We start from the raw sequence: 15,448 nt of genomic DNA on the forward strand, positions 1-15,448 counted from the left end.
GCATCGCAGTGAGGGAATGCACCGACACACAGAAGGTGGGGCTCGCCTTTCCCAAGGACCCTCCCCGCAAGTACAGCAAAGCCCACCGGCCGTCGTCCGGGAACAGCCCTGCCTTGTCTGCAAGCAGACCCCATGCGAGGCCCATCATCTCAAGTTTGCCAAACCCAGGGCTCTCGGTCGCAAGGTCAGCGACGAGTTTACCGTGCATCGGCGCGGCAACGAGAGGGCGTGGTGGGCCGACATGCAGATAGCGCCGCTGCCCGTCGCGAAAGACTTGTGGGCGGCAAGCCCAATCCACCGCTCGGCCAGCTGGCCCGCAACAGAAAGAACTGCTGGTTCGATCGCTGGCGGGAAAACGTCACCCCCATGAACGGGACCATTCCACTCACACCTCGCTTGTCATCCCTCACAAGATGGGCTCAGTAAGTTGAAACAGCTAACCAGATCCGGTGTCAGCCATCTCTCGGCAAATACGCTTTATATGTGCGCCTGATGCCCTCATCGAGCGACGTGCGCGCGCGCCAGCCGAACCTAGCGAGATGACTGACATCGAGCAGTTTGCGCGGCGTGCCGTCAGGCCGCGAGCCGTCGAAGGTGATCTCGCCCTGATAGCCGACGATGTCGGCGACCACGCGAGCGAATTCGGCGATCGTGATGTCTTCGCCGGTGCCTATGTTGACGAGCTCGGGACTCGAGTAAGTCTTCATGAGGTGCACGCAGGCATCGGCCATGTCGTCGACATAGAGGAATTCGCGGCGCGGCGTGCCGGTGCCCCAGACCACGACGCTTTTTGCATCCGTAACCTTGGCCTCGTGAAAGCGCCGGATCAGCGCGGCGACGACGTGGCTCAATTCGGGGTGATAATTGTCGCCGGGGCCGTAGAGATTGGTCGGCATCACGCTGATGAAGTCGCATCCGTACTGGCTGCGATAGGCCTCCGCCATCTTGATGCCGGCGATCTTGGCGATGGCATAAGGCTCGTTGGTCGGCTCCAGCGGGCCGGTCAGCATCGAGTCTTCGCGGAGCGGTTGGGCCGCCAGCTTCGGATAGATGCAGGAGGAGCCGAGGAACATCAGCTTCTCGGCGCCGTTTTGATGCGCGGCATGGATCACGTTCGCCGCGATCGCGATGTTGTCGTAGATGAACTCGGCGCGCAGCGTGTTGTTGGCGACGATGCCGCCGACCTTGGCCGCGGCGAGGAACACGACCTGCGGCCGCACGCGTCCGAACCAGTCGAACACGGCGGCCTGGTTGCGGAGGTCGACCTCGCGCCGATCCACTGTAATGAGCTTGACATCCTCGCGCGCGAGCCGGCGCACCAGCGCAGCGCCGACCATGCCGCGATGACCGGCGACGTAGACGCTTTTGCCCGTCAGCTCAAACGCTGCGCTGGGCATTTGCGATGTCTCGTTTGGCTTCCGCCAGGTCCCCCGCCACCATCTCCTCGACGAGCTGCGCGAAGGTGCGCTTCGGCGTCCAGCCGAGCACCTCGCGCGCCTTGCTGGCATCGCCGACCAGCAGATCGACCTCGGTGGGCCGGAAATAGGTCGGATCGATCTTCACCACGGTCTTGCCGCTCTTGGCATCGACGCCGGTCTCCTCGACGCCCTTGCCGCGCCATTCGATGCGGCGGCCGACCTGCGCGAAGGCGAGCTCGACCATCTCGCGCACCGAACGCATCTCGCCGGTGGCGAGCACGAAATCGCCGGGCTTGTCGGCCTGCAGGATCCTGTGCATGCCCTCGACATAGTCTTTGGCATGGCCCCAGTCGCGCTTGGCCTCGAGATTGCCGAGATAGAGCGTCTGTTCCAGACCGACCTCGATACGGGCGACGCCGCGGGTGATCTTGCGGGTCACGAAGGTCTCGCCGGATCGGGCTCTCGTGGTTGAACAGGATGCCGTTACTGGCGAACATGCCGTAGGCTTCGCGGTAGTTCACCGTGATCCAGTAGCCGTAGAGCTTGGCGACGCCGTAGGGCGAGCGCGGATAGAACGGCGTCGTCTCCTTCTGCGGGATCTCCTGGACGAGGCCATAGAGCTCGGAGGTCGAGGCCTGGTAGAACCGCGTCTCCTTCTCCATGCCGAGGATGCGGATCGCTTCCAGGAGGCGCAGCACGCCGATGGCGTCGGCATTGGCGGTGTATTCCGGGCTCTCGAAGCTGACCGCGACGTGGCTTTGGGCGGCGAGGTTGTAGATCTCGGTCGGCCGGATCTGCTGCACCAGGCGGATCAGATTGGTCGAGTCCGTCATGTCGCCGTAATGCATCAGGAACGGCACGTTGCCGACATGCGGGTCCTGGTAGAGATGATCGACACGCGCGGTGTTGAAGGAGGACGAGCGCCGCTTGATCCCGTGCACGACATAGCCGAGCGACAGCAGATATTCGGCGAGATAGGCCCCGTCCTGTCCGGTGACTCCGGTGATTAAAGCGATACGCTCACGCATTGCCCAAGCCGATCTTTCTCTCCGCTTTGTCCTAAGATGAACGCTAACAATGCACCAGAGCCCGACGCAAATGTTCGAACTGGTCGATAGCCAGATGAGGTCTCGGCCCTTTTGCTTGCTTAGGCGGGCTTCACGCGGCTTGGGATAAGCCAGGGTGTCTGCGCGCGAATTCAAAGGCCCGAAATCGGGAAGCCGTCGAGGACCCGTCAAAACTTGACATTGCTTGCTCGGCAAGGCGATCGCGTCGTCTCATTTACTTTAAAGACGGCTCGCGAGCGCATTTGGTGAGCGCTCGCGCATCTGCCAGGCGTACCAGCGTGGCAAGCACGCCTGTCGCTGGACGGGAGCAGAACGATGCGTCCTAAAGGCTCGTATTCCTGAGCAATACATCCCCCTCAACTTCCCGGGGATATTGGATCACAACCTCGAACGAGGGTAACAGTCGGAGAATGGCCTGTAGCGAGAGCTGCCCCTCATAGAGTTCCTTGTCGCTGTATTCCGTGTAGAGAAACCGAGTCTTGTCCAAGATTTCTTTGCCGCCATCGATGACGTCCGCTTCGGCCCCTTGTACATCCATCCAAATGAGATCGATTTTCTTCAGACCCGCTTCGTCGCACCAATCGTCCAGCCTCCGAGTCTCAACCGGAATGGGGCGATCAAATCGAACCCAATCATACTCGACAAGATGCTTCTTCGGTCGACGTATCGAGCCGGATAGATCCCACTCTTTGGCCTCGCCCTCTCCATTGCTTGGATGGAAGTCGATGGTTCCATTTCGATCGCTGATAGCGACCTCAAACAGCGCGACCTTGTCGAGGTGCGGCTCCATCTTCGTTTTGAACCGGGCTGCCGCTCGCGGATCCGGCTCAAAGCAATGGAGCTTGGCCTCCGGACACAGCTCGAGAAAGCATCGACTATCTGTTCCGTCATTGCAGCCGATGTCCAGAATGACAGGATCTGGCTTTTGAAGAAGCGAGATGATGTGCTCATGTACTGTTACCAAGACAAGTTCTCCTTCATGCGTTCGAAACGTCCATTGCAGTCCGCTGGATAGACCTTGGTCTGGCTCCGAGAAGCCGCGGTATTTCGTTGACAATTCAATGCGCCGGTTGAAAAACGCCTCACGACCGCTGATCGACCTTCGAAGCCGCGAGCGCCTGTTCCAAGTCGCGAACCACCGAATTGACCAGCTTCAGATTCTCCTCAACGTTGGATTTGCCGGTATGCTCTGGCCCATCCGCCCCGGAAGGATCAAGAGCCGGTGACGAGCTCTCTTCAGCTTGCTTCGGAGCTGCGCCCGCCACAGATTGAGCCGAAATGTCGAATGATGTTCCTCTCGTGCCGCCGAGCATATTCCAGCCGGTTCGAAATAGCCGACGATAGCGTTCGGTTACTGCCCGTCCCCTATCCAAAACGCCGGCTTTGCGCGCATACTGCAGTTCTTCCTCATACCCGAGATCCAGCAGGAGTTCGGGCCCAACGAGATCAGTTACCGCTTGCATCTCCTCTACGCTCAGTGCCGTTTGCCAAGCCTGGATCGAGCGAGAACCGACTGCTGTTCTCTCCAATATGTTTCGGTCTCCGAAGCTGCCGGATTGCAGGTAGTCCGTTTTCTCGGTCGCCCCCGATTCAATAGCTGCTGGATCGCAGCCAAGCGAAGCGATCAAGCGCTGGATTTCCTCGTCGGGCCCCGCCGCCAGACGTTCGTAGTGAACTACCTGCGTCTGAGGGTGGCCGCGCTGCTCGGCAAGGGCGGGAAGGCCAAGAACGAGATCTGCGAGGGAGGATGCGATAGCCGGCGTCGGCTGGCCGCGCACAAGATCGGCGAGACAGGCTCCAATGGCGGACGGGCAGCTCGCCGAGTGGAGGGGAATTCCCCATGTCGATTTGAGCGATGCGGCAATCGCATATGGATTGCGGATCAGCAGGATCCGTGGCGCTTCTGGATAGAGGGCCTCGAGGAAGCCGAGCACCATCCAATAGCGCGGCGTCTTGTCGATGAAGATGCGTTTGCTCGCCGCCGCCAAATACTGACCGTAAGCTGCATCGGCGAAGGCGCGATGGACACTTGACTGGTCTGTTCGACCGAAAAACTCGGAAGTCGCGGCCCGAATCAGGGACGAGCCCGCCGGGTGGCGGTGGTCCACCGTACCCATCGCCTCAAGGGCTAACAGTAGCCAAGGCTCTGGCGGGGCCAATATGTCAGGATGCTGCTGCAGCAAATGCGCGAGCAGCGTCGTTCCCGAGCGGGGAAGACCGAGAAGAAAGCAAACCTCGGGGAACGCCTTGGGATTACGCATCATCATTCCTTACCTTGTTGTCCGGAGCCGACCGCGAGACACTCTTGGATCTGCAGCGACACTGGAATAGGCCGAATAGGCCCCCAAGCGTGAGTGACAGCTTCGTTAAATAGATTGTCGAACGACATGATGTTCGACGGAGGCACCAGAGCACTCGTTCAACTGTTCTTCTTTCAGGATCAAACGAGCCGGATTATTCAAATCAAACTCGATAACGCGTGGCACGAACAGGCTCGCATACCGCGTGAAGGCGCTGGTCGGCGGAAAGCGGATCAGGGTCTCGCAACGACTAAGGAGATACATCTCGACGAGAGCGGAACAGCCGCCTTCAAAACCGAGCATGGCACTATGCAATGGTCCGGCCTGATGCGCCTGGAAGCGCTTTGGCACAGTGAAGAGATTCGGACACACATCTGAAATCCGATCGAGGACCCACGTACTATCAGTACACAAGAACACCTTCACAGGTCTTGGATCCGGCCGTGCCTTTGCCATGTCGACGGCATCGCGTATCTGCCGCAATGCACACTCCGGATCGGCCCAATAGGGCGCATGCCCCATAATATCTTCACCGTTACCGTGCCGAACATGAACTCCGATAACGTTATAGCCTCTAAAGTGCTCCTCGTAGATTGCCTCAACCCGTTCCCGAATCTCTAGTGTCGGCCTAAGCTGCCGAAAGATCTGTCGTTCTGCATCCTGATCGCATCGCCACATCAGACAGGCATCGCACACCACGGTGCCAGCGTCGCAATCCGCTTGGGACTCGAAAAGCTTACCAAGCTCGTCTCGCTCTTTAAAAATTTGTTCATCCGGGCGGTAGGCGCAGTCGATGTGCGGCCTATTCCACCAGGACGGAAAGAAGGGACCCGGAAATGCGACCCGATTGATCCGATCATCGCAAATGACCGGTACGCCGGCGATGTCTTCAACCGGCTCAAAAAAAACCGGAAAAGCGTTCGTGAAGGGCTGATCGAGATAGCAGGAGCCGCGCCAGTCAATGACGAGCATCCTTCTGGTCCGTTGCGCGTAACTCCAGGCCGCCGCCAGCGACCACAGGCAATCACCGAAGCCGGTGCGCCGTCTCGAAATCACAAACCGATTTTGCATCGGCTCACCACCAAGCTCGCGCCGTCGATCGTTGGTTGGGGACATGACTCAAGCCATATTCATTGCGTGCCGGTCATCCCGAGATCGCTGCTTGGTCGCGGCCGTGGATGCGAGCCGCGTTGAGGGACGCAACTGAATGCGTCGCTGCTCCCAAAGTCCGCGCAGCTCCGTAACCAGAGCTTCACGCCTGGCCATATTTGACGTCACTACATCCAGGAGATGTCCGAGCACACCCTCCCCTTCAACGCGCATCAGGAGATCGAACAAGTCATCCGAAATCCGCAACCCATCTCCGGCGGAAGCGTTCGTACGTATCTGAGAGACCGTCTCCTGACGATCGGGCGCTGTAAAGGAGCGGACACGATGGAGTGATGCGTAAGGCGGCAGCGAAACCGCCAGCGCTGACCAATCTTCAAGCGTTGCGGTCCGCTTCTTTATGAGAAATGGACCTACCACTAGACCGTCCAGCTCAGTTGTCAGGAACGTGGCGACTGCATCTGCAATCGTATCCACGATAGGCTCGGCATTGTTGTTGAAGGAGGTATTGAGCAGAACGGGAATTCCAGTTCGCTTCTTGAACTCATTGATGAGCGCCCAATAAGTTGGATTCGAGTTGCACGATACCGTTTGTAACCGCGCCGTTCCATCGACATGGGTAATGGCGCCCAGCAGGTCCCGCTTGGACTGACGCACGCGAACGACAAAATTCATGAACGGGAATTCACGCGCGCCATTTGGCAGCTCGAAATAGTCTGGCGCATCCTCCTCCAGCACCGATGGCGCGAACGGTCGATAGCCCTCGCGCTTCTTGACCATCGCATTGATGCGGTCCTTGTTCGCTGCAGGCCGGGGGTCGGCAAGAATGCTCCGATTGCCAAGTGCACGTGGCCCGAACTCCGATCGGCCCTGCACCCACCCGATCACGGCGCCGCTCGCCATCCAGTCCGCCGCCCGGCCCGCCACGTCGTCGCAGCGCTCTACTTCGAGATGCCCGGCCCATGCTTTTAGTTCCTGCTCCAACTCGTGCTCAGACGCGAGATCGGGTCCCCAGTACACCTCTTTCAGCCGTTCACGCGGCGCGGGGCGACCCACTTCGTCAGACATCATCAGCGCCGCGCCCAATGCGCACCCCGCATCGTGCGCCGCCGGCTGCACGAAGATATCCTCGAACAGCCCGGAGTACAGAAGCTTACCATTCATCGTGCAGTTGTGAGCGACCCCTCCAGCCAGACAAAGCCGCTTCAGGCCCGTCGCTTCCCGATGATGCCGGAGTAGGTGGAACACAATCCGCTCCAGCGCCTCTTGCAGTGAAGCGCTCACATCTCGATGCTGCTGGGTGAACGGCATTCCCTTTTTGCGGGGCTGGATATTGCGGAGCAAGGTGGGACCGATGCCTTCCAGGCAAACCCGGTAGCCCCCGTTCGGGTGCAATTCATAGAACTGCTCAAAGAGCTTGCGATAGACAGCAGGATCCCCGTAGGGCGCAAGGCCCATGACCTTGTACTCATCGAACAAGCCATAACCGAGATACCGGATCGTCTCGAGATAGAAGAGTCCCAAGGAATTCTGCTCGGGGAAGGCCTCGAGTTGCCTCACTTCTGTTCCAGACCCGACCGCCAAGATGCCGGACAGGAAATCCCCTCCGCCGTCGATCGAGAGAACGAGACTCTCCTCGAAGCCTGACATCGCAAATGCGCTTACGGCGTGGGCCTGATGATGACCAACGAACGAGAGCCGCGAGGCATCAACTTCGGTGCCGAATTCCTGCGCCAACAACGTCCTTAGCAATAGTTTGGCATCAAGCGGAATATTGGCCTTCGGTTGCGAGGCAAACATGCTTTCGAGCATGGCGTTGCAGTAGGTCTCTGTCGCATAGAACGCGATACGATCGAGATCGCCAAGCTGCACGCCCGCGGTCGCAAGGCAGTATCGAATCGCGCGTCCTGGGAATTTGTTGGAGTGCTTAATTCGATTAAGCCGCTCTTCTTCGACGGCCGCCAGCACACGGCCGTCCTGGACCAGAACGGCAGCGCCGTCATGCATGAACGTATTTTGCGGTCCGACCGTGTTTTCGTATACTTTGTCCAGTCCACCACTCAATCCGAGACACAGCATGTCACTCTCCAAAATAACTGGGACGCCTACCGGCCGTAGACCGTCCTATTTCACCACCGCCTACCGTCGTTTGCCGCTACGAACCTCAACCAGGCGTTACGGCCCCTGAAAGAATTCTCCATAACGCCCGCCAGCGACGTACCCGCTCTGCCGAAAGTTCTGGCTCGCTTGGTTCAGGGGCTCCGGGCAACTTCGCTCTGCTTGGTCGAGCAGCAGCCGAAGCTTTGGTCGTAAGCACCATGTCTTGGTCTTGGTTGCGGCGGGGCTTGCGAAGACAGCTACCGTCAGATCGCTCTGAAATTCCATGCTTGGTCTTGCGAGACGAAACGAGATCCTTCTCGGGGGTGTCGATCACACTCATACCGGTGCTCAGCGCTGCTCCCAGCTGCTCATTCGCCAGGACTTTGGTCGTCTGCTCTGCCCTGCTCACGGCAAGCGTACTCGCCTTCATCCCGTTGCTACCCGATTCACGACGCTGCATCTTCGGTCTCATATTTCGGCGCAACTGGCGTCAGCTCATCAGGCGTCGACGGAGAAGTACCGCCGACAACAAGAACGGCAACACTGCATAGAGACACAGCGCCCCGATATGGAAAGCTGCGCTGCCCCCTTCGTGACCGAGCATCATTGGCCGGATGAGATCGACCGACTGGGTCAGAGGCAGCAAACCAGCCACGTCCTGCAAGGCGGCAGGCAGCTGCGTCACCGGAAAGACCGCACCGCAAAGGAACACCATCGGTGTGACGATAAGCGTCTGATAGAATACGAAATAGTCGTGACTTGGCGCGAGCGACACGGCCACCATCGCCAGGCTAGCGAAGACAAATCCGCTAAGAGCAATCGCTGGCAGCCCGTAGAGAAGAAACGACCACGCTGCATAGCCCAACGTTGCGGCTACAATCGCAATGGCTGTTCCGGCCAGGACCGCCTTGCTGGCCGCCCACGCCAATTCGCCGAGCAGGATGTCGCCGAGCGTGAGCTGCGTACACAGCATCCCCTGCCAGGTCCGTTGAACGTTCATGCGCCCGGAAGCAGCGTAAATCGTCTCGAAGGTCGCCGACGTCATCGCGCTCGTCGCGACCATGCCAGCGGCCAGGAAGGCGATGTATGACGTGCCCTCAACACGCCCTACGATGGCTCCGAGGCCAAAGCCGAGACCAAACAAATTGGTCATGGGATCTGCGAGATTTCCGAGAAGCGAGGCGACCGCGACTTTCCTCCACGCAAGGTAGTTGCGTCGCCATACCGCGATCCAGTTGTAGGCGTTGGCAGGCATGGCCGTCGCATAACCCTCAAGCATCCTCCATCTCCCGCCCAGTCAGCCGCAGAAAGACATCCTCGAGATTCGGCGGGCGCTGCAGCAGTCGAAGACCCGGCCGCCCGTGGAGCTTCGCACTCACCTGGTCTGGATGCGGCGCATAACAAAATAGCGTCTCACCGCTTATTTCGACGCGCCGCGCATGCGGCCTGATCAGCGCACATAGCTCCTGCGGATCGCCGCCATAGATTTCGACGACATCGCAGCCGATTTCTCGCTCGATCAATATGTGGGGCTCGCCTTCGGCGATCTTTCGTCCGTACTCAAGCACGCACAAGCGATCGCACAGCCGCTCCGCCTCTTCCATGAAGTGCGTCGCCAAGAGGATCGTCTTGCCACGCGCCAGGAGAACTCGAAGACGCTCCCAAATCAAATGGCGCGCGTGCGGATCAAGACCCGTGGTCGGCTCGTCCATGACCAGCAAGTCGGGGTCGTTGATCAGAGCCCGCGCCAAGGTCAAGCGACGCTTCATGCCTCCGGATAGCTCACGGACGCGCGCATCTGCCTTGCCTTCGAGGCGCGCGAAGTCGAGCAGTTCTGGCGCGACCGCTTTGATCTTGCGTTCACTCATTCCGAAATAGCGCCCGAATACCAGCAGGTTTTCGCGAACGGTGAACTCCGGCTCGAGATTGTCGAATTGCGGGACGACGCCTATTCGCATCCGCGCCAGGCGAGCGCGAGCCGGCACGGGCTCGCCGAGCACGGTGATCTTGCCCGCGTCAGGCCGCACCATGCCGAGAATCATACGCGCAATGGTGCTTTTTCCTGCGCCGTTCGGTCCCAGCAGCCCGAAGCACTCCCCCGGCCTCACCGCGAACGACAGGCGATTGATGGCCGCCTTCTGGCCATACGACTTCTTTACGTCGGAAAGTTCGAGTGCTACGCTGGACATGGAGTCAGCTCGCCTGCTATTGCCCCTTCGACGGAGGCCAGCTTTTTCGTCCACAATAGCCCGTCGCACCATACGTGCTCAACGCGCCCCCATCGGCAGGCCGCTTCGGCGTCCGGGAAGAACCCACGTCCATGCTCGTTGGCGCTGGTATTGCAGAGGAGCGGAACGCCAGTGATCTTTTCATATTCAACGAGCAACTCTGCGACCTTATGCGAAGAGGTTCGAGGAATCGTTTGCAACCGGGCGGACCCATCGAGATGTACAACGGCGGGAATCTTGTCGCGCCAGCCCTCTCGCGTCTGATGATCGAACAGCATGTAAGGATCTGGCGTCCCTGGATCGAACATTTTCGGCGCGCAATCCTCAAGACATATCGGCGCCACTGGCCGGAAATGTTCGCGAAATTTGATATCGTTGAGATAGTCTTTCATTTCCGCCGATGTCGGCGCTGCTAGGATGCTTCTGCCACCCAACGCGCGTGGCCCCAGCTCGGCTCGTCCAGCGAGGAACACGACGGGCTTGTTGCTCGCGAGGATCGCGGCAAGTTCGTGCATGCTGCACGGCGCCGCCTCCCATTCGGACGATACGGCGCCATCACGCAGGGCTGGACCGCTATAGACCGACCATTCCAGAGGCATGAAGCCTTTGTCCGACACCATGGCGGCGCACGCTGCACCAATTGCCGAGCCGCTGTCATTCGGAAACGGAGGCACCCAGACGGCATCGAATAAGCCCGTTGCACGCAGGGCGCTGTTCCACTTGATATTGAGACCGCAGCCACCGGCTATACACAAATTGCGCGATCCCGGGCCCGAGTGCCGCAGCAAGGCAATCGCTATTTGTTCGACAAGGAGACGCTCGAGAAAGCAATGAAATGATGCGAGTACATCTTCGGCTCGCTTGTCTACAAGCCTGAGCGCGCTGGCCTCGAAGAACTCATGCATGGCGGCCAACGCGGACTCCGCGTTATGGATGTCCGCACGATAACGGCGAGCACGCTCCGTCTCGGCGGCAAAGTGTTCCTCGTAGAGTTGCCGAAATACCTCCACAATGTCTTCATCAGCAGAGCCGAGCGCGATGAAGGCCATTATCTTGCCCGCTGTGCCCAGATCCCAATTGGTCCGGCTGGTCTGCTTATACGGACCGAAGTGATGGCCTGCAGCGGCATAGGCATGGCCTATCATCGGAAACAGCGTCTCGACGAACCGAGCCCCGTGCGGCTCTACATAATACAGACGTGGAAAGATGCAGCCGTCCCATACAAGGCAAAATGAGGGTTCTCCGGCTTTGGCGAAAGGGCTGGTGCAATACGCGGATGCCACATGGCCTGTGACATGCGGATAGCTTGTGTACGGGAAGTTTCTGCCGTCAAGCATGAGCTTGAGGCCCTTATGCGCCGTGAGGAGGCCTTCGGGATCCCGCTCCACATACGGCGCCCCTCGAAGCGTGATAGGTGTCGTCCCGCTGAATAGCTGGAACTGTGATTCGAACTCTCCGTCCCAGCCGTCGATGACGAAATGATCAACGTCTTGTGGATCGAGACCGTGCTCTGCCAAGACAGCGACGACTGTGTCGAGATTGTCGATCGCTTGATAACGCGGATTGTTGCTTCGCTTCTCCTGCTCGACGCAAAAGACCAAGCGTCCATCTTCGATCAGGGCAATCGCCCCGTCATGCGTCAACTTGATACCGCAGATGCGCATAGTTCCCCCGTTCCAAGGTCGTCAGTTGGGTTGAATTGAATTGCGAAAGCAGGCGAGCAAGCAATCCTCGTTGACCGACTCACCCTGGCAGTGCACCCTGCCGACTTCGATCAGAGTTTCCTTCAAGATCGCGATAACGGTCTCCGCACCAGCAGCGTGACCCCAGCGCCGGCAGTTGGCATCGCGTGCCGATCCGAAAACCAGAAGTCCTTCCGGCGCGAGCATTCCCACCAGATTGCGTATGGCCGCGCGCATCTCCACTGTGTCAGCCAGATAGTAGAGAACTTCCGCCACGACGATCAGATCGAACGGTTCTGCCGCCGAGAAGCGTTGGATATCCGAGACGACCCATACCATATGAGACCATTGCCTCGTCCGCTCCTTCGCCCGACTAATTGCTCGCGGCACAACATCGACGACGGTGAGCCGCTGGCAATGGGGAGCGAGCATTTCGGTAAACGCACCGGCCGCGCATCCGACTTCGAGGGCGTTCTTGACCGCACCTGGGGTCAGCGACAGCCGAAGCATTTCGGCGTGACGCTTCCGCTCGAACGGATTGCCATCGAGACGCCACGGATCCTCGGCAGTCAGTTCCCGGTCTAACGATCGATAGGTCATGTCCATGCTCACGAGCCGTTCTCCTCGGGTCGCTTAAATGATCACTCGCCACTGCAAGGGCTGTCAGACGCCATCAAGGCCGAGCCTCGGGGATCGAGGTTGCGGCTTGCACAAGCGTCATCATACGGGCGCTCGAGGGCGTTTTTCCGGCTTACCATCTGGGTTCGCGCAATGACTTTGTCTTCATCCGGATCCGGCGCATTGGCGCCCTGGCGTGACAGCCAATCACTGTTACTCAATGTACACAGCGCATACGCCTTCACTGGAAGGAGTAGAAAGATGTTGATGGGCGTGTGGAGCGCGAAGGCAAGAAAGCGAAGCTGACGAGCGCGAATTGCTGCCACGCTACAGCGAACCATGGTCATCGACGCAATTGTAAATCCTGTCCACCACGGCACCGTGGCTGTGAGCAGCAGTTGGGTAATCGCCAAGAGTGACGAGAGGGCAAGCAGCAGTGGGCCTAGATTCTGCCCCACAACATCGAGAGTAAGATAGCGATCGAGAACGGGAAGCAGGCGCAGTCCAAGCAACGTGTCGCGGAATGTACTCCGTGCCCAGCGGAGTTGTTGCCGCAGGTACGGGGCCATGCTATCCGGCACAACCGTTTCCGCGACCGCGTCTGGAACGTACTCCGTCCTAAACCCGGCTTTCAGCATCAGGATCGTGAGATGACGGTCCTCGCCGAAGTCGCTTGGCTTTCCACGAAAGAACTGTGTCTCATACTGATCGAGCAGTAGATCCAGCGCCGAACGGCGGTACATCGCACAGGGGCCGCAGCAGCACATAACGGCGCCGAACCGAGCCTGCGCGGCGCGTTCTTCGTTACATGCTAGCCAGTACTCCATATCAATCAACTGGGTCAGCCAGCTCTCCGTCCGGTTGCTGGCCGTCAACTGCCCCATGGCCGCGCCGATCGCTGGGTCTTGCATCTTGCCTACAAGCTTTGTGACCACGTCGTTCGCCAGCTTCGTGTCAGAGTCGACGTTGAGCACGAAATCTGCGGATGAACGGCGGATCGCCGCGATCTGCGCCTTGCGCTTGCCAACGTTCTTCTGCAGCAGAATGAACTCGAATCTCGGGTCGCGCGCGAAGGCTTGATGGATGGGCGCAACATCGCCGCGGTTTGTAGAACCATCGTCAATCACGTAGACCCGCAATTCTCCCGCGTAGTCTTGGCTTGCGATGGACTGTAGGCACGCCGATAACGTCTGCGGATCCTCGTTAAAGCAGGGAATGATGACATCGACACTCGGCGGAATGTAGGAACTGGACGCATCATGAGGCGCGGACGATGGATCCGGGGACACAGCGTAAAGCGCCTGTACACTCTTATAGACCGTGGAGAGTAGCGCGTAAGAAGACACAGCGACGATGCTGGTCGTGGCAAGAAGGTCCATGTGATACTCGGCGTTTCAGTGAACTTGCGGGAGCGAACGGATTGAAAACCCTCGGTTGTGCAATGCCGGGATAAGCTGGGACACAGCCTTGAGGGTTTGGTCTCGACAGGCATGAATGCCGCGCTCCCGCTCGTCGGGAGGACATCCATCATGTAGCAGCACAATTGCGCCCGGCCGAACCGCAGTGAGCACCGCCTCGACAATCGATTCAGCGCCAGGACGCGACCAGTCTTTTGGATCTACCGACCAGTTCATGGCGGCCAGTCCAGCACTGGCCGACGCGGCAAGCGCTTCATCGGTCCAAATCCCATAGGGCGCGCGCACGTGCCGCAGTGAGGCGAGCGGACAAGCCGTCTTGATGGCTGCGCTCGCCGTCAGGATTTCATCTTGTACTTCGACGGGATCGCATCTGGAGAACTCCCGATGGTTCATGGTGTGGTTTCCGACACCATGCCCTTCGGCGATCATTCGCCGGATCAGTTTCGGATGATCCACTGCGTACGCGCCTATGACGAAGAACGTCGCTGGAACTCGATGATCTGCCAGGACGTCCAGAATATCCGGCGTGCAAAATGGATCTGGGCCGTCGTCAAACGTGAGGTAAACGTTGCGATCGGCATTGCCGCTCGCGTACTCGCTACGCACTTCAGACGACCGATCGAAATGTGTCATAGCTCTGGCCCATTGCGAGCAATTGTCGTACCCGCGGGCCAATCGCCCATCGACTGTGCAATCGGCAAGACTACGACCAGTACGTCCTCATCTCGCGTCGCGGGCACGTTGAGATAAATATCCGGTTGGGTGGACCGCACGCGCATGCCCGTGAAAACCGTCGCGAAACCGTGCCGGCCGATCCTTTCGACGTGCTTCTGCATTGCAGGCCGAACCCCACCGAATCCGAAAGGTACGCCAAGCTCCTGCAGGGTCGGATACATGAAGTGGATCGCGCCGTGATAGGTGACTCCCCGCCCTTCAAGATCTCGCCGCACCGCGTACAATCCGATTTCGGCGACCAGTACGTCGACGGTCCCAACCTTGATGAAGCGGCGCAGTACGCCGGCATGGCCCGCTATACCCTGAGAGTCGTACGCGATGACGCGCAGCTCGGGCCTTGCACCGGCCCAGCTCCGGCCGCCCTCGAACGGCTTTGCATTGAACTCACCATTGGCTCCGTACGCCTTTCGGAAAAACTCGGACAGTTCGATGTGGTCTGCGAGCTCGAGCTCGCTTTCCCAGCATAGCCTCCAGCGCATTTCAGAGCGCATGGACATCTCTCCTCTTCCTCGTCCTACCGGGACACAACACGCGTTTCGATCGCTATTGCCGTCTATCTACGTCCGATCGTCTCTTCGCGATCGCGGATGCTGGCCCATCGTGCAATTGGTCCCTCGCGCCTCCGGCTTCGCGAACGAACCTGTCTCAACGATCCCCACTTGCTGGCGGCCGCCATAACCGTTGGCGTCGGGAAGCTCGATCGAAGCCAAATTGCAGTGAGCGTCGTCACCGCCGCGCGTCCGATCATCTCCAGCTTTCGTAATCGCATCGGCCC

Annotated in this window: 12 protein-coding genes and 1 pseudogene; all 13 read right to left on the reverse strand. The window is 59.2% G+C overall.

All coding sequences use genetic code 11. From position 1 onward, the window contains the following. Nucleotides 1–452: 452 nt before the first annotated feature. The 13 genes and pseudogenes from fcl to AYJ54_RS18235 all read right to left on the reverse strand — a co-directional run bounded on the left by fcl (nucleotide 453) and on the right by AYJ54_RS18235 (nucleotide 15,164). Nucleotides 453–1,397, reverse strand: coding sequence for a GDP-L-fucose synthase (gene fcl, locus AYJ54_RS18175; protein WP_063700790.1), 945 nt, complete (start codon nucleotides 1,395–1,397; stop codon nucleotides 453–455). Continuing rightward, nucleotides 1,378–2,446, reverse strand: a pseudogene (gene gmd / locus AYJ54_RS18180) (GDP-mannose 4,6-dehydratase). The gene fcl and the pseudogene gmd overlap by 20 nt, the downstream one beginning before the upstream one ends. A gap of 361 nt (nucleotides 2,447–2,807) precedes the next feature. Further along, a complete protein-coding gene (locus tag AYJ54_RS18185; RefSeq protein ID WP_082905714.1) occupies nucleotides 2,808–3,449 on the reverse strand; it encodes an FkbM family methyltransferase in 642 nt (213 codons plus the stop codon). Nucleotides 3,450–3,567: 118 nt separating this feature from the next. After that, nucleotides 3,568–4,746: a nodulation protein NoeE gene (gene noeE / locus AYJ54_RS18190; protein WP_063700791.1), complete on the reverse strand. Its 1,179-nt coding sequence runs from the start codon at nucleotides 4,744–4,746 to the stop codon at nucleotides 3,568–3,570. Between the two features lie 105 nt (nucleotides 4,747–4,851). Next, entirely contained in the window at nucleotides 4,852–5,856 is a 1,005-nt protein-coding gene (locus tag AYJ54_RS18195; protein ID WP_063700793.1) for a nodulation protein NodZ, read from the reverse strand. 48 nt (nucleotides 5,857–5,904) lie between these two features. Further along, on the reverse strand, nucleotides 5,905–7,971 hold the full coding sequence (locus tag AYJ54_RS18200) for a carbamoyltransferase family protein (RefSeq protein ID WP_063700794.1): 2,067 nt from the start codon (nucleotides 7,969–7,971) through the stop codon (nucleotides 5,905–5,907). A 511-nt stretch (nucleotides 7,972–8,482) separates the two neighbouring features. Next, nucleotides 8,483–9,271, reverse strand: coding sequence for an ABC transporter permease (locus tag AYJ54_RS18205; RefSeq protein ID WP_063680000.1), 789 nt, complete (start codon nucleotides 9,269–9,271; stop codon nucleotides 8,483–8,485). After that, the gene (gene nodI / locus AYJ54_RS18210; RefSeq protein ID WP_347337219.1) at nucleotides 9,264–10,235 is read right to left on the reverse strand and encodes a nodulation factor ABC transporter ATP-binding protein NodI; all 972 of its coding nucleotides are present in this window, start codon (nucleotides 10,233–10,235) and stop codon (nucleotides 9,264–9,266) included. Before nodI ends, AYJ54_RS18205 begins: the two co-directional genes overlap by 8 nt. Next, entirely contained in the window at nucleotides 10,169–11,884 is a 1,716-nt protein-coding gene (gene nodU / locus AYJ54_RS18215; protein ID WP_063700796.1) for a nodulation protein NodU, read from the reverse strand. The genes nodI and nodU overlap by 67 nt, the downstream gene beginning before the upstream one ends. A 21-nt stretch (nucleotides 11,885–11,905) precedes the next feature. Beyond that, a complete protein-coding gene (gene nodS / locus AYJ54_RS18220; protein ID WP_063700798.1) occupies nucleotides 11,906–12,508 on the reverse strand; it encodes a nodulation methyltransferase NodS in 603 nt (200 codons plus the stop codon). Between the two features lie 35 nt (nucleotides 12,509–12,543). After that, nucleotides 12,544–13,899 (reverse strand): chitooligosaccharide synthase NodC, encoded by a 1,356-nt coding sequence (gene nodC, locus AYJ54_RS18225; protein WP_063700800.1) that lies wholly within the window; start codon nucleotides 13,897–13,899, stop codon nucleotides 12,544–12,546. A 15-nt stretch (nucleotides 13,900–13,914) separates the two neighbouring features. Then, a complete protein-coding gene (gene nodB / locus AYJ54_RS18230) occupies nucleotides 13,915–14,571 on the reverse strand; it encodes a chitooligosaccharide deacetylase NodB (protein WP_063700802.1) in 657 nt (218 codons plus the stop codon). Beyond that, nucleotides 14,568–15,164, reverse strand: a complete 597-nt coding sequence (locus tag AYJ54_RS18235) for a NodA family N-acyltransferase (protein ID WP_063680034.1) — start codon at nucleotides 15,162–15,164, stop codon at nucleotides 14,568–14,570. Before AYJ54_RS18235 ends, nodB begins: the two co-directional genes overlap by 4 nt. Nucleotides 15,165–15,448 lie beyond the last annotated feature (284 nt).

Origin of the sequence: Bradyrhizobium centrolobii (assembly GCF_001641635.1) — a bacterium.
Classification (GTDB): Bacteria; Pseudomonadota; Alphaproteobacteria; order Rhizobiales; family Xanthobacteraceae; genus Bradyrhizobium; species Bradyrhizobium centrolobii.

Bases quoted from the DNA above. Each gene is read 5' to 3' on its own strand.
- fcl (WP_063700790.1), bottom strand. From the start codon at position 1,397: ATGCCCAGCGCAGCGTTTGAGCTGACGGGCAAAAGCGTCTACGTCGCC.
- AYJ54_RS18235 (WP_063680034.1), bottom strand. From the start codon at position 15,164: ATGCGCTCTGAAATGCGCTGGAGGCTATGCTGGGAAAGCGAGCTCGAG.
- nodU (WP_063700796.1), bottom strand. From the start codon at position 11,884: ATGCGCATCTGCGGTATCAAGTTGACGCATGACGGGGCGATTGCCCTG.
- AYJ54_RS18200 (WP_063700794.1), bottom strand. From the start codon at position 7,971: ATGCTGTGTCTCGGATTGAGTGGTGGACTGGACAAAGTATACGAAAAC.
- nodC (WP_063700800.1), bottom strand. From the start codon at position 13,899: ATGGACCTTCTTGCCACGACCAGCATCGTCGCTGTGTCTTCTTACGCG.
- AYJ54_RS18205 (WP_063680000.1), bottom strand. From the start codon at position 9,271: ATGCTTGAGGGTTATGCGACGGCCATGCCTGCCAACGCCTACAACTGG.
- AYJ54_RS18195 (WP_063700793.1), bottom strand. From the start codon at position 5,856: ATGCAAAATCGGTTTGTGATTTCGAGACGGCGCACCGGCTTCGGTGAT.
- nodS (WP_063700798.1), bottom strand. From the start codon at position 12,508: ATGGACATGACCTATCGATCGTTAGACCGGGAACTGACTGCCGAGGAT.
- noeE (WP_063700791.1), bottom strand. From the start codon at position 4,746: ATGCGTAATCCCAAGGCGTTCCCCGAGGTTTGCTTTCTTCTCGGTCTT.
- nodB (WP_063700802.1), bottom strand. From the start codon at position 14,571: ATGACACATTTCGATCGGTCGTCTGAAGTGCGTAGCGAGTACGCGAGC.